23 protein-coding genes, 4 tRNA genes, 1 pseudogene and 1 CRISPR repeat array (1 of these 29 running past the window's edge) are annotated in these 18,218 nt (G+C 70.5%); of the genes and pseudogenes, 15 read left to right on the plus strand and 13 right to left on the minus strand.

Annotation, left to right across the window (positions count from 1 at the left end; all coding sequences use genetic code 11):
- Nucleotides 1–110: 110 nt before the first annotated feature.
- On the minus strand, nt 111–599 hold the full coding sequence (locus tag J2S66_RS04190) for a hypothetical protein (RefSeq protein WP_310304001.1): 489 nt from the start codon (nt 597–599) through the stop codon (nt 111–113).
- A 77-nt stretch (nt 600–676) separates the two neighbouring features.
- Between J2S66_RS04190 and J2S66_RS04195 the strand changes: the two genes are divergently transcribed.
- Together J2S66_RS04195 and J2S66_RS04200 are read left to right on the plus strand one after the other, a co-directional pair.
- Complete coding sequence (locus J2S66_RS04195; protein WP_310304003.1) at nt 677–1,174, plus strand: DinB family protein; 498 nt, start codon at nt 677–679, stop codon at nt 1,172–1,174.
- Nucleotides 1,175–1,296: 122 nt separating this feature from the next.
- Complete coding sequence (locus tag J2S66_RS04200; RefSeq protein WP_310304006.1) at nt 1,297–1,782, plus strand: NUDIX hydrolase; 486 nt, start codon at nt 1,297–1,299, stop codon at nt 1,780–1,782.
- A gap of 210 nt (nt 1,783–1,992) precedes the next feature.
- On the opposite strand, the pseudogene J2S66_RS37060 reads toward J2S66_RS04200, so the two are convergent.
- Nucleotides 1,993–2,517: pseudogene (locus J2S66_RS37060) on the minus strand (DUF4184 family protein); the annotation flags it as partial.
- A gap of 152 nt (nt 2,518–2,669) precedes the next feature.
- On the opposite strand from J2S66_RS37060, the gene J2S66_RS04205 reads away from it, so the two are divergent.
- From J2S66_RS04205 to J2S66_RS04225, 5 genes are read left to right on the plus strand one after another with little or no spacing between them, the layout of a single operon-like run.
- Nucleotides 2,670–3,179, plus strand: coding sequence for a YbaB/EbfC family nucleoid-associated protein (locus tag J2S66_RS04205; protein ID WP_310304008.1), 510 nt, complete (start codon nt 2,670–2,672; stop codon nt 3,177–3,179).
- Between the two features lie 13 nt (nt 3,180–3,192).
- Nucleotides 3,193–3,519 (plus strand): hypothetical protein, encoded by a 327-nt coding sequence (locus J2S66_RS04210; RefSeq protein WP_310304010.1) that lies wholly within the window; start codon nt 3,193–3,195, stop codon nt 3,517–3,519.
- Complete coding sequence (locus J2S66_RS04215; protein WP_310304012.1) at nt 3,516–4,655, plus strand: WXG100 family type VII secretion target; 1,140 nt, start codon at nt 3,516–3,518, stop codon at nt 4,653–4,655. Before J2S66_RS04210 ends, J2S66_RS04215 begins: the two co-directional genes overlap by 4 nt.
- A complete protein-coding gene (locus J2S66_RS04220) occupies nt 4,652–5,347 on the plus strand; it encodes a hypothetical protein (RefSeq protein WP_310304014.1) in 696 nt (231 codons plus the stop codon). Before J2S66_RS04215 ends, J2S66_RS04220 begins: the two co-directional genes overlap by 4 nt.
- A gap of 8 nt (nt 5,348–5,355) precedes the next feature.
- On the plus strand, nt 5,356–5,988 hold the full coding sequence (locus J2S66_RS04225; protein ID WP_310304016.1) for a hypothetical protein: 633 nt from the start codon (nt 5,356–5,358) through the stop codon (nt 5,986–5,988).
- A 1,269-nt stretch (nt 5,989–7,257) separates the two neighbouring features.
- Here J2S66_RS04225 and J2S66_RS04230 read toward each other — a convergent pair.
- Genes J2S66_RS04230 through J2S66_RS04240 form a run of 3 tightly spaced genes read right to left on the minus strand, consistent with a single transcriptional unit; the run spans nt 7,258 to nt 8,704 of the window.
- Nucleotides 7,258–7,401, minus strand: coding sequence for a hypothetical protein (locus tag J2S66_RS04230; RefSeq protein WP_310304018.1), 144 nt, complete (start codon nt 7,399–7,401; stop codon nt 7,258–7,260).
- A gap of 47 nt (nt 7,402–7,448) precedes the next feature.
- Complete coding sequence (locus J2S66_RS04235; protein WP_310304020.1) at nt 7,449–8,372, minus strand: hypothetical protein; 924 nt, start codon at nt 8,370–8,372, stop codon at nt 7,449–7,451.
- Nucleotides 8,369–8,704, minus strand: coding sequence for a PadR family transcriptional regulator (locus J2S66_RS04240; RefSeq protein ID WP_310304022.1), 336 nt, complete (start codon nt 8,702–8,704; stop codon nt 8,369–8,371). The genes J2S66_RS04235 and J2S66_RS04240 overlap by 4 nt, the downstream gene beginning before the upstream one ends.
- 30 nt (nt 8,705–8,734) lie before the next feature.
- On the opposite strand from J2S66_RS04240, the gene J2S66_RS04245 reads away from it, so the two are divergent.
- Together J2S66_RS04245 and J2S66_RS04250 are read left to right on the plus strand one after the other, a co-directional pair.
- Nucleotides 8,735–8,995, plus strand: coding sequence for a hypothetical protein (locus J2S66_RS04245; protein ID WP_310304024.1), 261 nt, complete (start codon nt 8,735–8,737; stop codon nt 8,993–8,995).
- Nucleotides 8,977–9,288 carry a hypothetical protein gene (locus J2S66_RS04250; protein WP_310304026.1) on the plus strand — a complete coding sequence of 104 codons (312 nt, stop codon included), beginning with the start codon at nt 8,977–8,979 and terminating at the stop codon, nt 9,286–9,288. Before J2S66_RS04245 ends, J2S66_RS04250 begins: the two co-directional genes overlap by 19 nt.
- A gap of 14 nt (nt 9,289–9,302) precedes the next feature.
- On the opposite strand, the gene J2S66_RS04255 is transcribed toward J2S66_RS04250, so the two are convergent.
- The 4 genes from J2S66_RS04255 to J2S66_RS04270 all read right to left on the minus strand — a co-directional run bounded on the left by J2S66_RS04255 (nt 9,303) and on the right by J2S66_RS04270 (nt 10,153).
- Nucleotides 9,303–9,377: transfer RNA gene (locus J2S66_RS04255), tRNA-Val, on the minus strand.
- A gap of 1 nt (nt 9,378) precedes the next feature.
- A tRNA-Cys gene (locus J2S66_RS04260) sits at nt 9,379–9,450 on the minus strand.
- A 59-nt stretch (nt 9,451–9,509) separates the two neighbouring features.
- Nucleotides 9,510–9,582, minus strand: a tRNA-Gly gene (locus tag J2S66_RS04265).
- A gap of 145 nt (nt 9,583–9,727) precedes the next feature.
- On the minus strand, nt 9,728–10,153 hold the full coding sequence (locus tag J2S66_RS04270) for an SsgA family sporulation/cell division regulator (protein WP_306745026.1): 426 nt from the start codon (nt 10,151–10,153) through the stop codon (nt 9,728–9,730).
- A gap of 243 nt (nt 10,154–10,396) precedes the next feature.
- Here J2S66_RS04270 and J2S66_RS04275 point away from each other — a divergent pair, with 243 nt between their 5' ends.
- From J2S66_RS04275 to J2S66_RS04290, 4 genes are all read left to right on the plus strand, one after another.
- Nucleotides 10,397–11,047, plus strand: a complete 651-nt coding sequence (locus J2S66_RS04275; RefSeq protein ID WP_310304030.1) for an RNA polymerase sigma factor — start codon at nt 10,397–10,399, stop codon at nt 11,045–11,047.
- Nucleotides 11,044–11,862, plus strand: coding sequence for an anti-sigma factor (locus J2S66_RS04280; protein ID WP_310304032.1), 819 nt, complete (start codon nt 11,044–11,046; stop codon nt 11,860–11,862). Before J2S66_RS04275 ends, J2S66_RS04280 begins: the two co-directional genes overlap by 4 nt.
- Nucleotides 11,863–11,888: 26 nt before the next feature.
- Nucleotides 11,889–12,317 (plus strand): TIGR02611 family protein, encoded by a 429-nt coding sequence (locus J2S66_RS04285; protein WP_310304034.1) that lies wholly within the window; start codon nt 11,889–11,891, stop codon nt 12,315–12,317.
- Between the two features lie 50 nt (nt 12,318–12,367).
- Nucleotides 12,368–12,439, plus strand: a tRNA-Val gene (locus J2S66_RS04290).
- A 106-nt stretch (nt 12,440–12,545) separates the two neighbouring features.
- Here the strand turns inward: J2S66_RS04290 and J2S66_RS04295 are convergent.
- Both J2S66_RS04295 and J2S66_RS37065 read right to left on the minus strand, forming a co-directional pair.
- A complete protein-coding gene (locus tag J2S66_RS04295) occupies nt 12,546–13,646 on the minus strand; it encodes a tyrosine-type recombinase/integrase (RefSeq protein ID WP_310304036.1) in 1,101 nt (366 codons plus the stop codon).
- A gap of 97 nt (nt 13,647–13,743) precedes the next feature.
- Nucleotides 13,744–14,097, minus strand: coding sequence for a helix-turn-helix domain-containing protein (locus J2S66_RS37065; RefSeq protein WP_344955568.1), 354 nt, complete (start codon nt 14,095–14,097; stop codon nt 13,744–13,746).
- A 385-nt stretch (nt 14,098–14,482) separates the two neighbouring features.
- Between J2S66_RS37065 and J2S66_RS04300 the strand changes: the two genes are divergently transcribed.
- A complete protein-coding gene (locus J2S66_RS04300) occupies nt 14,483–14,620 on the plus strand; it encodes a hypothetical protein (RefSeq protein WP_310304038.1) in 138 nt (45 codons plus the stop codon).
- A 177-nt stretch (nt 14,621–14,797) separates the two neighbouring features.
- Nucleotides 14,798–15,124, plus strand: a complete 327-nt coding sequence (gene cutA / locus J2S66_RS04305) for a divalent-cation tolerance protein CutA (RefSeq protein ID WP_310304040.1) — start codon at nt 14,798–14,800, stop codon at nt 15,122–15,124.
- Between the two features lie 194 nt (nt 15,125–15,318).
- On the opposite strand, the gene J2S66_RS04310 is transcribed toward cutA, so the two are convergent.
- Together J2S66_RS04310 and J2S66_RS04315 are read right to left on the minus strand one after the other, a co-directional pair.
- Nucleotides 15,319–15,825 carry an NsdA family TPR-like regulatory protein gene (locus J2S66_RS04310; RefSeq protein WP_310304043.1) on the minus strand — a complete coding sequence of 169 codons (507 nt, stop codon included), beginning with the start codon at nt 15,823–15,825 and terminating at the stop codon, nt 15,319–15,321.
- Nucleotides 15,804–16,628 (minus strand): helix-turn-helix transcriptional regulator, encoded by an 825-nt coding sequence (locus J2S66_RS04315; RefSeq protein WP_310304045.1) that lies wholly within the window; start codon nt 16,626–16,628, stop codon nt 15,804–15,806. Before J2S66_RS04315 ends, J2S66_RS04310 begins: the two co-directional genes overlap by 22 nt.
- 560 nt (nt 16,629–17,188) lie before the next feature.
- A CRISPR array of direct repeats spans nt 17,189–18,218; the repeat unit is 37 nt; unit sequence GCAGCACCGGCCCTCCGGGACCGGTGAGGATCGCAAC (it continues 801 nt past the right edge of the window).

An 18,218-nucleotide genomic window follows, 5' to 3' on the forward strand; every position in this document is an offset into this window, starting at 1 on the left:
CAGCCCCGTCGGCTCCGGACGAAGCCCCGCGCTCGTCCGGACACGGGTGAGGCCCTTCGACCAGCCTCTGCGGCGCGTTTCGGATCACGATCACGTCCTGGACCGCCCGCTCAACGCCCGACGACGGTGAACGCGTTGTCCGCGGGGTCCACCAGTGCCCGCAGCACCGTGCCGACGACCAGGTCGTCCTCGGCCAAGCACGTCACGCGGCCCACGAACGGCGCGATGCCCGTGCCGCTGACGCGCAGGGTCAACTCGACCCCGAAGTCCTCTCCCACCGAGGCCCTGGTCACCGCGACGATCTCCGCGGCGGCGGGCAGCCCCACCGCGCGCACCCGTCGCTCGGCCTTCCTGCCGGCGGCCAACCCGCGCCAGAAGAAGACGGCCAACGGCGTCATGAACAGCGTGACCCCGAGGCCGGTCCACGCCATCGCCCGCACGCCGTCCTCGACCACGAAACCGATCACCGCGAAAGCAGGACCCGCCAGGGCCGCGAACAGCAGCGCCAGGTACACGAAGAACGACCCGACCAGGCCGGACCGCTGACCGAGGACGGCGGACGAATCGGGGACGTAGCGACCTTCGGCGACCGGGGGCACACCCGGACGCTAGCCCACCGACGACCCGGCCCACGTGCGCTCGTCGTTCCGAGCCGACGGTCTGGGAGGCTTCGCGCATGTCCACCGACCCGGCGGCGTCCGCCGAGGACGTAGTCGACCAGCCACTGCGAGCCCAGTTCGAGGCGTTCCTCGACGAGCACTGCGGCGCGCTCGACCGCTGCCTGGACGGGCTGACCGAGGAGCAGGCCCGTCGATCGCTGGTGCCCTCCCGGACCACGCTGCTGGGCCTGGTGAAGCACGCGACCTTCGTCGAGAAGGTCTGGTTCGACGAAGCCGTGACCTGCCGCTCGCGCGCCGAGATCGGCATTTCCGCGACACCGGACGAGTCGTTCGTCCTCGACGACGCCGACACCACCACCACCGTCCGGCGAGCACATCGCGCGGCCTGCGAGGCGTCCCGCCGCGCGACGTCGTCCCTGGGACTGGACGACCTGGTCCACGGCAACCGACGCGGTCCGCTCCCGCTGCGCTGGGTGTACCTCCACGTGCTGCGCGAACTCGCCCAGCACTGCGGACACGCCGACGTCCTGCGCGAGCAGCTCCTCGACGAGTAGCGCGCCGCGTCCGCCGATGTCGCGGAAGCGGTGGGCGACGGCGGACGCGCACCGTGCCGACGACGGCGCCGGGCGGGTGATTCCCGATGCGCCGCGCCCGTCGACGCGGTTGCCTGGGAGCTGTGCAGCCGCTTCCGGTACGCGACCGCGCGGGCAACGCGTTGACGGGGTTCCGCCGCATCTCCGAAGGGGAGTTGGAGGGCCTGGGTGGACGGGATGTCGTGCCCGCCGCCCTGGTGGTGGTCGAGTACGGGGGTGCCGTGCTCCTGGTGTTCGACGCGTGGCGTCGGAAGTGGGAGCTGCCGGGCGGTGGGCGTGAGCCCGGCGAGACGACGCGCCGGACCGCGATCCGGGAGCTGCGCGAGGAGACCGGCATCCGCGGGGTGGGGGTGGAGGCCGTCGCGGTGGCCGGGTTCCACCTCGTCGCCCCGGACCGCCACGAGCTGATCGCCGTCTACCGGGCCCGGCTCCGGGTCGCACCCCGCCTGCTGGTCAACGACGAAGTCCTCGACTTCCGGTGGTGGCCGCCGTCGGACCCGGTCGGCGAGGACACGAGCCCGCTCGACGCCGAGATAGCCAGACGCGTCGCACGGACGCCGACCGCCTGATCCCGACTGCCTGACCCCGACCGGACCCTGAGCCGCACCGGGCGCCCGCACACCCGCTTCGCCGGCGAGCGGACGTCCCGCTGCCGGCCGGCACTCGACGCACCCGGTCTGGGTGCCGACCCGGCTCACCGGGTCGGCCGACGCGATCACCGCACCGGCCGCCACCGCGACCGCGATCCCGCCCAGCAGCCCCGCGCGGGCACTGCCCGGCAGGGCCGGCCAGTACCGCCCGTGCTCCCGAGGGGCGCGGCGGCACCGGCGCAGGACGACGACGCCGAGGAGCAGCAGCCCCCCGAGCGACGACAGGTAGTCGATCACGTTGCACAGGTGGTGCGGGCCCACGACGGACAGGCGCGGGATCGGCCGATGCCGCACCGCGGCGCCTCCGGTGTGGGTGACCGCGTCCCGGACGAGGTGGGTCGCGGCGCCCGCGAGCAACGAGCCGAGCGTCGTGACGCGCGCTCGCCCGGTGGCGAACCGGGCTGCGAGGTGCAGAGGGGGAACGCGGTCGCGCCACCCGTCCGGGGCCGGGGCCGGCAGCGTGATGCCGAGCAGAAGTCCGCCCGTCCGCCAGCCCGCAGTAGCCGATGACGTCGTCGGTGGCCTCTGCTCCACCGCGGGCAACCCGATCGACGACGGCCGACCGGTGCCGATCACGTCCGGTCCACAGCTCGCGCCGGACGGCGGCCTCGTGGCACCCGCCGCCGCAGTGGTCCTGACCTGCTCGGACCACATTTCCGGTCGCACTCCCGGTCGCACGTCCGAGGGCTTTCCGCGCGGGTTGCCGATATCGGACCAGGCGGAACCGATACCGTGCCGCGAGGGTCACCGCCATCCGCGACGACCCGGTGGGGCGGGGTGTTCCGCAGCAGAACGAGGGGGTTGCCGTGGTCGATCCGCAGAAGCGCCTGCAGGACATGATGCGGTCGTTCCAGGAGCAGGCGGCGAAAGCGGGACAGCTCCAGGAAGTCATGAAGGACCTGCGCGGGACCGGGCGCAGCCGCGATGGGGCGGTCGTCGTGACGGCGGCGCCGTCCGGGGCCGTGCTGGGGTTGCAGCTGTCACCGGCCGCGATGGGCCGTTCGCACGTGGCGCTGCAGCAGGAGATCCTGGACGCGATCCGGATGGCGACCCAGGACGCCGCCCGACAGCTCGACACGGCCGTCGCCCCGATCCTGGGCGACCGGCTGGAGCAGTTCAAGCAGGGCATGGCGGCGTCCGGCGTCGAGCCGATCATGCCGTCCGCGCCACCGCCCGGACCCACCGGCCCGCCGCCCGCCCAGCCGCCGTTCGCCCAGCCCTCGTTCGCCCCGCCCCCCTCGGGCCAACCCCAGCGGAACCGACCGGCTCCACCGCGGGTCGAAGACGACGAACCACCGAGCACGTACTTGCGTTGAGGGGGAGTGGCGGATGACGTTCAGCATCGTGCCGGAGGCGCTGACCGCCTTCGCGGCGGGCAGCGAGAGCCTCGCGGGCAAGTTCGGGCAGCTCGCGGACCTGCTGGAGCAGGCGAGGGTGGACGACCAGTGCTTCGGCCCCATCGGCGACGCGGTCGGCCTGAGCAGCGGTTACTTCTCCAGCCTCGACGAGTGCAAGCAGCTCGCCACCGACGCCCAGGACTTCCTGGAGCAGACCGGTGAGCAGCTGCGCGGCAGCTTCGAGGTCTACCGGGGCGTCGACGACGGCATCTCCCAGGCGCTGACGCGGATCGGCGACGGCCTGGGCGGTGGCCGGTGACCGGCGGTCCGGGCTCGTTCGCCGACCTCAACGACGGCGACCGGAAGAACTGGTTCGAGCAGGCCGCCGGGCGCGGCAGCTCGGGCATCGGAGCCCTTCAGGACCTCGCCGACGCCACCAGCGCGCCGCAGATGACCGCGGCCGCGATCTCGGGGCGCGTGGAGCTGCTCCAGACCATGGCGAGCCCCGGGCAGGCGCTGCTGGACAACGGCCTGGGCTTCCTGGTGTCCATCGTGCTCAGCCCGCTGATCGAGATCGCGGAGCAGGCGGTCGGCGACCCGGAGCAGATGCGCGCCACCGGCACCGGATGGGAACAGGTCGCCGGCTGGCTGGACGAGGTCGCCCAAGCCGAGAAGACGCGTGCCGAGGCCACCGCGGGGGTGTGGCAGGGCCCTGCGGGCGACGCCTTCCGCCGCCAGGTCACCGAGTTCGGCGACGGCGTGTCCGCGCTGGCCGAGGACGTCCGGGGGCTCAAGCAGACCCTGGACATGATCGCGGACCTGTTCGACATGTTCGTCGAGTTCGTCATCCAGGTCCTCACCGAGCTGATCATCGGCCTGATCGTGCAGTGGCTCGCCGCGCTGGCCGCGTCGTGGATCACCGCGGGCGGCTCGGTCGCCGCCGCCGGGGCCACCACCACCGTGCAGGTCGGCAGCACGGGCGTGCGGATCACCATGCGCGTGTCCAAGCTCCAGGTGGAGCTGTTCAAGATCGTCAAGCGGTTGGAGGACCTGCTCACCCGGCTGCGCGGCCCGCTGCGCCAGGTCATCCAGCGCATGAACACCCTGCGCGGCGGCAACATGGCCCAGCAGTTCGCCGGCCGCCAACTGGGCGCCAACCCGCTGGTCAACATCGTCACCCGGGCCGACGACGTCTCCCTCGCCTCCACCACCGCCAACCGGTTCATGCAGGGCGTCACCGGCGAGGGGGCACTGGCCGGCAACATCGCCCAGACCGTCCTCACCGGCGTCCTCGGCGGCCAGACGCGGGTGGGTGGCGCCGCCTTCAGCGCCGGCGTGGACGCCGCCGTCGACGGCGGCGTCACGTTCGGCACCCGGGCCGCCTACGACACCGCGCGCGACGCACCTCCCGAAGAGGAGCGTCGCGAAACCCAGGAACGCGGGTTCACCTGGTGAAGCTCGACGGAGTCCTGGCCATCCGGGAGCACTGGGCGGCACCGGACGAGCCCGTGCTGCTGTGCGCGGGCGTCGCCGGCGCGTCCACCCGGTTCGACGTGCCCGGCCTGGACTGGTCGGGCGACCCCGCCGCCGGGTTCGCGGGCAAGGCGCTGCGCGGTGTGGCCGGCTTCGCCGGCAACGTGGCGTCCGTCGTGTCCGACGAGGACCTCGGAGCCCGGGAACTGCCCGGCGTCGTCGTCTTCGGCGCGTCACCCGCCGCCCTCGCCCCCGTCACGGCGCTCGCCGCCCGACAGGCCCCCGTCGCCTGGCTCGTCCTCACCCCGCACCGCCTCGCCTGGGTCGCCGCCGTGCCCGAGCCGACCGTGCCAGAGCCGACCGGGCCCGAACCGGAGAAGTCGCTGTTCGCCCGAGTCGGCGACCTGGCCCGCGGCGCCCGTGACGCGCTCGCCGGCAAGTCCTCCTACCCGGCGGGCGAACCCGTCCCCACCGCCGGGATCACCACGCTCGCCGAACTGCCCCGCCCCCGCATCGCCGGCGCCGTCCTCGCCGAGCGCACGCTGCCCCGCGGCTCGGTGCCCCGCACCGCGACCGCCCTGCGCCTGTCCCTCGTCGACGGGTCCGGTGTGGACGTCCTGGCCAAGGGCGGCCCGGAAGCCGCGCGGCGGCTGCTCGCCCTCGTCAACGCCTAGGGGAAGACGTGCCCAAGAACCGGATGAAGATCGGCGAGATCGCCCAGCGGCACTGGGTCGTCCCCGGCGAGCAGGTCGTCTGGCTGACCCACCCCGAGGGTCACGTCGGCAGCGGCGTCGGCGCCACCCGCGCCGCCCCCCACCGCACCACCGCACCCGCCCTGGCCGGGCCGACGCCGGACTGGCCCCTGCCCACCGCCGCCGTGGCGCACGGGCGCTTCCACCTGGACGAGTGGGCGCACGACCCGGCCGTCTGGGGCTGGGCCCACGCCCGGCGCCCGGACCAGCTCGCGGTCCGCTTCGCCGACCTGTTCACCGCCGGCCGGGACGAGTGCTGGCTGCTCATCACCAACCGGCGCGTCGCGCTGGTCGTCGAGGGGGAACTCGCGATCCCGGGGGAACCGGAGTCCGGAGGCCTCCTGGGCCGCGTGCGATCCCTGGGCCAGTCCCGCGACGTGCCGCCCCTGGTGACCTGGTGGGAAGGACCGGTTTCCACCGTCCGCGCCTTCACCCCGGCCCCGCTGGGCCGGCACGTCACCCCGGAGTGGTTCCTGCGCCTGGAGTTCGCCGACGGCTCGGCGTTCGACCTGCGCGACGACCAGGCGGAGCAGACCGTGCGCACCCTGCACGCCAACTTCTGAGCACCACGACCCGGCGGCCGCCCACGTGGACGCCGGGTCGTGGCGGATCGGCCTGTGGTGCCGACATGAGCGGAACAGGGGAGTCGTCGGCGCGTGGGAGGCGTGCGACCCCGCCGTGCCCCGGGCACCGCCGACCGGCGTGGGTACCCTCCTGCACCGCGACCGCGACGACGGCGGTCGTCGGCGGGTCGGCGACACCCGCGACCACTTCGCCCTCCCGGCACGTCCCTGACCTGCTCCGCGACGTTCCCACCGCTGAACACCCGCGCGACACCCGTTCGGACCGACCGATGCCTGCGAACGGCTGCCCCGCGCGCGTTCTCCGACGCCGGGAAGCGGTGTCGAGGGCGGAGCCGGTGCCGCCGCTGGACTCGCGAAGGGCTGTGCGGCCCTGTGGGCAGCCGTCGCCGTCACCATCGGCGGTGCGGTGGTCGTCCGGTGCGGGTCGCCTCGTCCGGTTCGCCGACGCCGGAAGTGCCCGTCAGTCTTCCGCACCGCCGCCGCCATGCGGACCCTGTGACGCGTACCACGGCCGGCTGACGGCCGGAGGAGCAGGAGTCGACCGTGCAGGACGGTCACCGACCGCGCAGGTTGCGCCGCGACAAGTGGGTGACGACGGTCACTCCCGTGCTGTTGGGCGGGCAAAGTCCCACGGTCGGATGACGGTCAAACGCCGGAGGGCCTGTCGGCGGTGATCGCCGACAGGCCCTCCGAGCTGCACTTCTCTGGTGGACGATACAGGGATCGAACCTGTGACCCCTACCGCGTCAACGTACATCGCCATCCGCTCTGACCTGCGGAAACAAGCCTTCAGCAGGCTGCGTGGGTGCAGTTGACCGTGGTTGGGAGCCGTTGGATGCGGTTGGGCGCGTCCTGCGGCTCCCACTCTGCTCCCACAGCGCTGCTCCCCGGCGGCTGGTCGTACGTCGAGGGTCGGCGTTGGCCCATGCCGCGGGTCGCGCGTGTGGAACGTCCGCTTCTGCCGATGCCAGGGCGTTCACATCCGGCAATCCGCAACCGCAACACCGCGCGCTCCGCGATCGAGAACTGGTGGGCACCCTCGACCTCGATCACGGTGATCAACCTGGAGGGAAGTGATCACTTTCGACTCAATGCGTCGACTCAACGCCGTTGCCGACGCACTCGACAACCAGCCACGTAGGACATTCGGGCGAAGGCACCCGCCGAAGCCTTGCACGATCAGTTGTCCTCGTTCTCGTAAGGGGGTGTCGCGACGGCCGGTTGGGTTCACCGTGTCCGTGTTGGTCTTCACGCGGGCGTCCTCGGCTGCATCGACCGCACGTTCTTCGGGCTGACGATGATCGACCCGTCCTCGGTCGCATACTCCTGCCGGATCGCCCAATGGTCCTCGATGTCGGGCGATGCGGCGTAGGCCCGCAGGATCGGGTCCATCGCGGCGATGGCGGGGTGAGCGATGACCGGCGTCGTCGCGGGCCGCACTACGTGACCGGCTGGTCTGGCTTGCGCCGGACGCCGCGCGGCAACCCGCCCAGCGCCAGCAGAACCGTCAGCGGCACGCCGTAGAAGATCAACGCCGTGACTGTGTCGTTGGGCCGGAACGCGATCGGCACCACCACCGCCTCGATCCCCACCGTCATGACCGGCACCAGGAGCACCAGCGCGGCCCGGCGGCCCGTGCGTGCCCCGATCCCGGCGGCCACCGCCGCACCGGCGACCAGCACGACCAATCGCGCCGCGTCGGCGAGCGGCTCCCGGTGACCCAGGACCCCGATCGCCGTGGCCACCACGACCGTCGTCGCCATCACGAGGACCGGTGCCCTGCCCGCCAGCTCGCGTCCCCGCGCCGGTCCGGGGGACAAGGTCAGCGCGACGGCGGTCACCGCGCCCAACAGCACCCACCCGGCCTCCGCGTAGGCCCACAGCCAGCTGCGTTGGGACACCGTGGCGACCAGCACGAGGCCGATCGTGCCGACCCACGCGCCGACCGCGGCCGCCCACCGTCTCCCGAACGCGGCGAGCACGGCGACCGCGAGCCAGACGAACCACACCGGCGTGTCCGGGGCATGTGTCCACAGGGGCATCTCCCGCAACGCGCCTGCCCGCGCCCACCACGCCACCTCGTGCAAGCTCGAGGTGGCGCCGGCCAGGATCGAGATCGGGCCGAGCAAACTCACGATCGCCAGCACGCCGCGTGGGTCGATGCCGCCGTCGGCCCCCACCGCACGGCGCAGGTGCAACCGAAACGAGCCCCAGAGCAGATCCGCGGTGTCCTTCCAACGCGGGTGTCGCCGGTCGCCGCCGGCGGCCATGAGCACGTCGAGCATCTCCTCGCCGTGCTGTTCGCGGTGGTCCCGCGGGTAGAGGGCGAGAAGCCGCCGGTACCGCTGTTCGCGTTCGCTCACGCCGTTCCTCCGATCGGCCGTGCGCGGAGCCGTTGTTCCGCCACACGGGTGTTCGCTCGCAGCCGTTCCACCTCGGCCGCGAGTTTGGCCGCCCCCAGGTCGGTCAGGCGGTAGTAGCGACGAAGCCTGCCGTCCACGACCTCTTCCCGGTCGATCGCCACCCACCCGTCGGACGACAGCCGGTCCAGCGCGGTGTAGAGGGTGCCCGCCCGCAATCGGACACGACCGCTGGAGATCTCCTCGACGTCGCGCAGGATGCCGTAGCCGTGCTGAGGCCGGGCGGCCAACGCGGTGAGGATCAGGAAGGTCGGTTCTCTCAGCGCGTCCGTCACAGCAACGGTATATACCGATGATCGACCTATGTGCAACTGGCGAACCTGGCTCCGCCGCACGTTCAGCACATCGTGGGTGAATCCTGGATGCGCCGGGAGAGGTGCGGCGAACGAGAACGACGTCCGGAACCTGCCGTCTTCACCGGTGCGAACGGCGGTCCGCACCGCCGGTCGAACTTCCGGCGCCGGGTCTGGCTGCCGCTGGTCGAGGGCGATCCGGTGCAGGGCTGGGCACCGATCCTCCCCGGAATGCATTTCATGACCTACGTCACATGCACAAGACGCGGCTGATCGAGGACGGCGTGCCGGAAGTCGTCCAGCACAAGCGGCTGGGGCACCGGTATCGCGGGGTGCGGGGCATCTACTCGCATGTGACGCACGTCATGATCGACGGGATGCTGGGCGGACTACAAACCCGCTGGGAGCGGTCCGTGGCCGGCGTGGGAGCAGGAACGGCTGCCACGTACGGTGGGGGAGCGGTGACCACATACGGTGAAGATGATCAAGCCAAGATCGTGTGCTCCCAATTTGCCCCCACCGACGCAGAACGGCCGGTTGGTGAAGATCACCAACCGGCCGTCTGACCTGCGTATATCGATGGTGGACGATACAGGGATTGAACCTGTGACCCCTACCGTGTCAAGGTAGTGCTCTCCCGCTGAGCTAATCGTCCGAGGCGGAGACGGGAATCGAACCCGTGTACAGGGCTTTGCAGGCCCTTGCCTAAGCCACTCGGCCACTCCGCCAGTGATTCCCGAATACTAGCACCCGGGAGTCTGGCCTGAGCCCAAGGGGCCCTCTGCCGAGCGGATGACGAGACTCGAACTCGCGACCCTCACCTTGGCAAGGTGATGCGCTACCAACTGCGCTACATCCGCATGCTCCGAAGGATTCTTGGAACTTTACCCTTTTGGGGCTTGCCGTCCCGGTCTTCCTCGGTGCGAGAGGAACTTTATTACATGCCCCGCCGCGGAATCAAATCGGGGGGTACCTGACCCCCTGGCAAGTCCGCTACCTGCGCCTTTACGTCAGATCGGTCGAGATCAGGTGGGTCAGTGCCTCGTCCACGTCGACCCACAGGTGTTCGTTGCCGGGCACGACCACGTCATAGGTGCGGTCGAGGAAGTCGGCCAGCTCCTGCGCGGACGCCTCGAACATGGCGTGGCCGGACGGGGAACTCAGTTCGATCACCACGACCTCGGGGTCGTCGGCTGCCGGGCGGATCCGGACGTCGCCGTCCCCGGCGTCGGCGATCAGCCCGTCGGCCAGGAGGTCGCGGGCGTAGACCCACTCCACCCACCCGGCTCGACCCGTGCGGAACGCGGCCACCACCGCGTACGGGTCCTTCGTGTCGTAGCGGAGCTCGACCTGGACCGGCACGGCCGGAGTCCTCGGTGCCAGGAGGTCGAACACAGCTGTTGAACGGAGTGTCACGTGGTCATTGCGCATCGTCGTTACCCTCTTCTCCCTTCCCGGCCAATGGAACGACCGAGCTCTCCACTTGTGACGTGTATGTGGCGAGGAACGCTCGACTCTCGAAGGTTTATCACCCGTTCGGGTCTACACCGTTCCGCTGGGCGACCACCTCGATGCGTTCCGTGTCCGGTCCGATCCCATCGGGCCCATCTTGCTGGGTTTAACCTGAACCCGGTACCGGCTGTTGCGCGAATGTTGGACGTGAGGACCTCTCTGGTGGCTGACGCACCCGCCCCGGCGCCGCGCCGCGGACCCGACCGACCACCTCCCGACGCGGAGCTCGTCGAACGGGTCACGGCAGGCGACCGCGCGGCGTTCGGTGAGCTCTACGACCGCTACGCCAAACCAGCGTACTCACTGGCCAGGCGCATCTGCGTCGACCCCGGCCTGGCCGAGGACGTCATCCAGGAGGCGTTCCTCGTCCTGTGGCGCAACCCCTCCGGCTACGACCGCGCGCGCGGCGGCTTCGGCACCTGGCTGATGACCGTCGTGCACCACCGCGCGGTGGACGCCGTGCGCAGGGAGAACACGCAGCGCAAGCGGAACGTGCCGCTCACCGACGAGGTGTCCGAGCACAACGTCCCGTCCTCCGCCGGAGCCGACCAGGACGCCCTGACCGGCGTCGTCGGCGCCGAGGTGCGCGAGGCGTTGCAGCGGCTTCCCGAGGACCAGCGGCAGGTCATCGCGCTGGCCTACCTCGGCGGCTACACGCAGATAGAGGTCGCGGCGCTCACCGGCATCCCCCTGGGCACGGTGAAATCACGCACGTTCGCGGCCATCAGAAGGCTGCGGACGACGTTGCACGCGGTGTGGGCAGGGGAGACCGGCGGCGACACGCCGGGCAGGACGACGGGAGCACGACGGTGACCGGCGAGCAGAGGGACGACCGGTGCCCCCAGGAGGAGCTCGCGGTCGCGTTCGCGATGCACGCGCTCGAACCGGACGAGGAGGCGCGGCTGCGCGCCCACCTGCCGGAGTGCGCGCGCTGCCGGGAAACCGTCCGCTCGGCCGAGGAGGTGACCGCCGCGCTGGGCTCGTCGGTCCGCCAGTACGACCCGCCGGACCGCCTGCGCGCCAGGCTGATGGCCGCCATCGAGGACACCCCCCAGGAGCAGGTGCGCCGAGCCCCCGTCCACCGGGGCACGGAGCAGGTCGTCGAACCCGTTCCGCTGGAGCCACGTCGACACCGGCGTGCCGGGTGGGCGCGCAAGGCACTCGCCGCCGCGGCCGTCCTCGTGGCGGTGGTCGGGATAGGCGTCGTCGGGGTGCGGCTCAACCAACTCGGCGACCAGGTGACGGCCCAGGAAGCGCGCGCCGACCGGCTGGAGCGGGCACTGGACCTGGCCGCCGATCCATCCGCGACCCGCGCCGTGCTGCGCACGCCGTCCGGCGAAGCGGTGGCGGTCCTCGTGTCGACCGAGGACTCGGCCGCCCTGATGCCGATGCACCTCACGTCCAACGACACGGCGAACCAGGTCTACGTCGTGTGGGGGGCCAGCACACCGGCCCCTGTGGCGTTGGCCACGTTCGACCTCGGCGGCGACACCTCGGACGTGCAGGTACTGGCATGGTCACCGGACGCGCACAAGCACAGCCTCTTCGCGCTCTCCCTGGAACAGGGGCGCTCGACGCCCTCGGAGCCGAGTGACGTCCTGGCATCCGGCCAGATCGGGCCCGCATGAGGCGTGCCATGGGCAATGATGTGCGCATGACCACGGAACAGCGCGAGAACACCCCCGAGGAAGCGGGGCACCGCCACCGGTTCCGCCGCAACCCCGCGCTGAACATGGGCTACCGCATCGGCGTGGGCGTCGTCGGAGGGTTGGTGCTGGTCGCCGGCATCGTGATGATCCCGTACCCCGGTCCGGGCTGGCTCGTCGTGTTCGCGGGACTCGCGATCCTGTCGACCGAGTTCGAGTGGGCGGGACGCGTGCTGAAGTTCGCCAAGCGCTACTACGACGCCTGGGTCGAGTGGCTGAAGCGGCAGAACGTCCTCGTGAAGGCCCTCGTCCTGGCCGCCACCGGTCTGGTGGTCGCGGTCACCTGCTGGCTGCTCGGCGCGTTCGCCCTGGTGGGAGGCTGGTTCGGACTCGACTGGGCCTGGTTGGAGAGCCCGATTTTTGGTTCGCGGGGATGATGTTGTAAGGTATGGACACACCGCGAGAGCGGGGATGGAAAACAGAACACGGGCGTTTAGCTCAGCGGGAGAGCGCTTCGTTCACACCGAAGAGGTCACTGGTTCGATCCCAGTATCGCCCACAGTGTGTTTTACCTGGTCAACGGCTCGTAGACGATCTTCGTCTGCGGGCCGTTGATCGTTGCGGGGAGCAGACGATCTTGACCACCTCCGTGTTTGCGAAGGTGGTCAGGGGTTCGTGCTCCCCGTTTGCTCCCAGCGCCGCTGCAGTCCGGCGATCATCGCCTCGATCATCGGCTCGGTGACGTGGGAGTAGACGCCCATGACACCGCGGAACTTGTGACCGATCCTCTTGTGCTGCAGCACCTCGGGAACACCGTCCTCGATGAGCCAGGTCTTGTGGGTGTGGCGCAGGTCGTGGAAGTGCATGTCGGGGTCGATGCGCGGCCGGTTGGTGTCGCCGCGCAGGGCGGGCAGCCAGGCGCGGCGGCGGAAGTTGGAGCGGCGGTGGAACCCGCCGTCGGGGCCGGTGAACACGAACCGGGCGTCGGGATGACGGTCGTGGTGGGCGTCGAGCAACTCGGCCAGGAACGGCGGCAGGTGCACGACACGGACACTGGCCGGGGTCTTCGGCGGGCCCAGGGTCAGCCGCCCGCCGACCTCGTGCAGGGCGCCGTCCTTGGCGTCGACGCGGATCTCGCCGATGCCCGTGTCGACCCGTGACCACTGCAGCCCGGTCAGTTCACCCCAGCGCAGCCCGGTGTACGCGGCGGTGACGATCAGGGCGGCGTTGTCGGGCGACGCCACGCGGACGGTCAGCCCGGCGATCTGCGTCGCGGTGGCGTGCGGCCGTTCGGGATGGTCCCCGGTGGTGAGCCGGAGCTTGCGGCAGGGGTTGGAGCCGATCAGCCCCTCGTCCACGGCTTCACCGAGAATCCGCGACAGCAGGCCGACTATGTCGGCGACACTGCGCTCGCCCAACGAGCGCCGCAGCTGCTTGGCCCAGACCTTGACCACCATCCTGCTCAGCTCGCCCAACTCGGTGCCGGCGAAGCGGGGCAGGATGTGGTTGCGCAGGTGCGAGTCGTAGGTCGCCCACGTCACCGCACTGACATCGTGGGCCTGCACCCACTCGCGTACCCAGTCCCCGAACAGGGTCTGCGCCAACCTGGGGTCGACGAACCGGCCCCGTCGTTGGTCGGACTCCACGTCGCGGACCCGGTTCTCCGCCTCCTCCCGGGAGGCGAACCCGTTCTCGGTGAACAACGACCCGTCCGGTAGCCGGTACCGCACCCGGAACCCGTCGTTGCGCTTCTCCGCCCAGGCCATGGCGATCTCCTCTTACTGTGTCGGGTTGCCCGCCGTCGTGGACGGCGGTGGACGGACAGTGACGCTCCATACGCGTGGAAACGCAACCGAACTGCGTTCAGCCCTGTCCGTGCCGCGATCGCCGGACACGCGTTTCCGGTCGGAAGGTGTCGTCCCGGCGGGCCGGGCGGGAGCCACAGTGGACGATCGATCGCAGGTCCGCGTCGGAGAACCGCAGATGCTTGCCCACGAACGTGCAGGCGATCTCCCGGCGTCCCGCCATCCGACGCAGCCACGACTCCCGAACACTCAACAGTTCGGCGGCCTGGGCGGGGGTGTGCAACAACCTCGCCCCAACAGCGACAGGGGCACTGTCCGGCCCGGTTTCCGATGGGGCCGCGACCGCATCGGGCTTGTCGTCGGGTGCGGGAGCGGTCGTGGCGAACAGTCGATGACCGTAGGGGTAGTCCATGAGCGGCCTCCAAGATCCCGGCGGGCGCGGCCTCCGACCGTGCCTTTGAACACCCCTGAACTCCGCAAAACGGCCTCCAAAGGGACACGTCCCAAGCCGCTTCACCCGCTTGACCGATCCTGACCGAGGCTGCGACCCCACTACTGGGGGTCAAGGGGTCGCAGGTTCAAATCCTGTCGTCCCGACGGTCCGAAGAAGCCCGCTCGATCTGGATGAAAGCCCAGGTCAGCGGGCTTTTTCGCGTGCTCGTGTCGATCTTGGATTGACTGTCCACAATGGTCTGTACTGGTCGGTAACCCGCTGTTTGGGAGGATTTTGGGAGGATCGGGTTGCGCGGCGCGAAATGGGGTCGCGTTGGCTAAAGCGAATCGTGTCCTCCGTTCGGGTGTTCTTCCTGGTCGTGGTCGACGTGCGCGGCGGTGCTGTCCGGGTGCTTCCGGTCGGTGATCTCGAGCAGCGCGCACGCCGCTACCGGTCAACACGGGTGGTGCCGGTGGTGGCCGCGTGGATGTTCTACGCGTAGCGGCCATCATGGGCGGCATTCCGACGGGACGTCCGATCGCGCGGCAGATCGTGACAGTCGCCCGCTGTACCGCGATCCCGTGCCGCTCGAGCAGTCCTCGTTCGGGTCGTGCGGCGGTTCCCCGTTGGCAGTCGTGTCCTGTCGGACGGGGTGATCATGCGGGTTATGCTGCCTGGCGTGACCGGGTTCGTGCAGGTGTCCACCGCGGCCGAGAGCAGGGAGGTCGCCTTTCGGCTGGCGCGGTCCGCGGTCGGGGCGCGTCTGGCCGCCGGCGTGCAGGTGGTCGGCCCGGTCGGGTCGGTGTTCTGGCATCTGGGCGAACTCGGTGAGGGCGAGGAGTGGCAGGTCCTGTTCAAGACCACCGCCGACCGCTTCGCCCGACTACGCGACCATCTGATCGCCGAGCATCCCTGGAGCAACCCCGAGGTGACCGCGACGGCGCTGGTCGAGGGCTCTCCCGAGTACTTCGCGTGGTTGCGGCGGACGGTCGAGCCGCAAGCCTAGGCGCCGATCGCGTCGAACATCCGGGCCACTGCCGGCAGGGAGCGGTGCTGTTCCAGTCGGTATGTGACCTGGCGGATGCGGCTCAGTGGGCGTACCGAGCCGACACCGTCGGCCAACCGGAAGGAGTCGGTGACGACCAGGGCGGCGCGTTCGATCTCGTGTCCGTCGAGCAGGGCATGGGCCAGCCAGGTCAGCTACAGCGCCTTGTCCCGTGCCTGGGTGTCGTCGAACCGCGACAACGCCGACTCCAGTACCGGCACGGCGCGCAACGGCCGGTGCAACTCCGCCCAGCACCGTCCCGCCATGATGTCGATCTCGGTCTGGTCGACCCAGTGGACCCAGTCCGGCTCGGGCCGGTCGTCCGAGCGGGCCAACTGCTCCCGCGCGAGGGCGAGCGACCGGTCGGCGTTGGCCGCGTCGCCCGCCACCGCGTAGGTCCAGGCCCTGCGCTCGGACAGCAGCGCCCCCACCCGCGGCGTCACCGCCTCGCCCGCCACCGCGCAGGAGGACTCGGCCAGGCCGACGTTCGGCCGCGCCACCGTCACCTCCTGATAAGCCAGAAACGCCAGGGCGTTGCCCGCCAGCGCCGGATCCCCGGCTTCACGTGCAGCGGTCAGGCTCGTCTGGTAGTGCTGTTCCGCCTCGGGGTGCATGCCGGCGTCGAACGCCGCCCAACCGGTCAGCTGCGCCTGCTCGGCCACCACCCCACCAGACGCTTGCGAATCGCCCCGGTGCACCGCGCCTGACGGACGAACGACATCGTCCCCTCCAACTCGGAGGCGTAGAGGCGGTAGGTGTCACGGCCGCCGAGGTAGTTGTCCAACCGTCGCAACCGCGCCGTCCGCGCAACCAGTCGGTCGACATCACCGCCGCCGACACCACCCGACGATGATCGGAAGACGTCGGACGCGCCCAGCGCGACACCCGCCGCAGCCCCGAGGAACTCACGCCGGTCCACGTCACCTCCCACACCTGTCCCGTCATGCCCGCGCCGCCCCGCCGCGCGACGAACACGGTTCTGCTCCTCCTTCGCCCTGCCACGCAACGCAACCAGCACACCGCCCGCCTCCAACGCCGAGTCGATGGCACGCACGATCTCCAGCGACGGCAGATTCGCCCGCACCCGCTCGGCGTAGGAGACGTACTGACGCGTATAGCCGATCCTTCTCGCCAACTGCGGCTGACTCAACCCCGCCTCGACCCGACGACGCTTGATCTCCGAGGCCAGTGAAGCAGCCGCGCTACTCACATCCTCGCCGTCCGAACGTGCCATACCCGCTGACGCGTCCACACCTCTGGCCTTGCCGTCGGATCGGTGGGACTGTAAAACGTTCGGCTCTGGCGCACTTTCGGTGGTGACGGCGAGTAGCCGGTCGCGACCGTGACCTTGCGGTGGTGACCGATCCCCTTGCCGGGAAGGTGCTTTCAGGCTGTCGACGCCTTTGCCATCGCAGCGCCGGGCGCCGGACGGCACGGCCACAACCCGGATGAGGACCGCGACCACCGCCCTCCGCCACGCACCCGACGACCGGAACCGACAGCCCGGAAATGCCGTCCCCGCAAGGGGATGGGCATCCATCACAGGATCATGAACCAGCTGGCTACTCACCGTCACCACCGAAAGTGTGCCAGAGCCGAACGTTTGACAGACCCGCATCGGTCACGTGCGCCCCCATGGTTACCAGAGCGGTGCAGTTGGTCACAGATTGTAGCTCCGCCGACGTTCGGCAGGTACATCCGCGCCGAGCGCTGTCCGCCGAACAACTAGCAGAGTCCGTTGACAACCATCAGTTGCAGCGCATGCGGGTTCGAATGGATGTATTAAGCCCCCTGCACTTGCAGGGGACATGGACGTTCTCTGTGGGCCGTACTGTGTAGATCGAGGTCGTCGTGTCGGCTCTCTCAGTGGGCAGGCCGTGTGATCCGCAACTTGCTGCCTCGGAACCTCCAGCGTGTTTCGACACGCCGGGAAGTTCCGAACTGGATGATGGTGTGTCGTCCCACTTCATGAGAAGGATCATGGACTTCAGTGGCTTGTAAACCTTTAAGCGCTGTTCAATCAGCGCAGCACCGGCCCTCCGGGACCGGTGAGGATCGCAACTGGGGTGCGCCGTGAAGATGGACGAGGACACGCGGGCAGCACCGGCCCTCCGGGACCGGTGAGGATCGCAACGCCCTGATCCGGTCGCCGCCGGTGAGGGTCTTGACGCAGCACCGGCCCTCCGGGACCGGTGAGGATCGCAACACGCGGCTGACCATGGCGATCGTGCCGTTGAGCACGCAGCACCGGCCCTCCGGGACCGGTGAGGATCGCAACGTCACGGGACAGCTCGCGGCGAGCGCCGACGAGCTGCAGCACCGGCCCTCCGGGACCGGTGAGGATCGCAACTGGGGCTGGGTGCTGCTCGGCCTCGGCACCCTGGTGCAGCACCGGCCCTCCGGGACCGGTGAGGATCGCAACACGCGGCCACCGCCACGCCGTCGACGACCACCGCGTGCAGCACCGGCCCTCCGGGACCGGTGAGGATCGCAACGACCGCGAGATGACGGGCGCCCCGATCGGGATCGGCAGCACCGGCCCTCCGGGACCGGTGAGGATCGCAACGGCGTGTCCGCGGTGAGCGCGTCCTCCAGACCGGGCAGCACCGGCCCTCCGGGACCGGTGAGGATCGCAACTACCCCCGCGAGGACGAGGACGGCGAGCACGTGAAGCAGCACCGGCCCTCCGGGACCGGTGAGGATCGCAACGGCGTGTCCGCGGTGAGCGCGTCCTCCAGACCGGGCAGCACCGGCCCTCCGGGACCGGTGAGGATCGCAACCAGATGGTCGGGCGGCCACCGGCAAACGTCGGGGTGAGCAGCACCGGCCCTCCGGGACCGGTGAGGATCGCAACCCGCCACCCTGCCCCCGAGTAGATCGGGGCGGCGAGCAGCACCGGCCCTCCGGGACCGGTGAGGATCGCAACTCGGCCCAGGCGTCGCTGAGTCCGAACTCGTCGGCGCAGCACCGGCCCTCCGGGACCGGTGAGGATCGCAACTCCCTCACGATCGGCGGCGCGGCGGCTCACGCGCCGGCAGCACCGGCCCTCCGGGAC

It is taken from the genome of Saccharothrix longispora (assembly GCF_031455225.1).
In the GTDB taxonomy this organism is placed as follows: Bacteria; Actinomycetota; Actinomycetes; order Mycobacteriales; family Pseudonocardiaceae; genus Actinosynnema; species Actinosynnema longispora.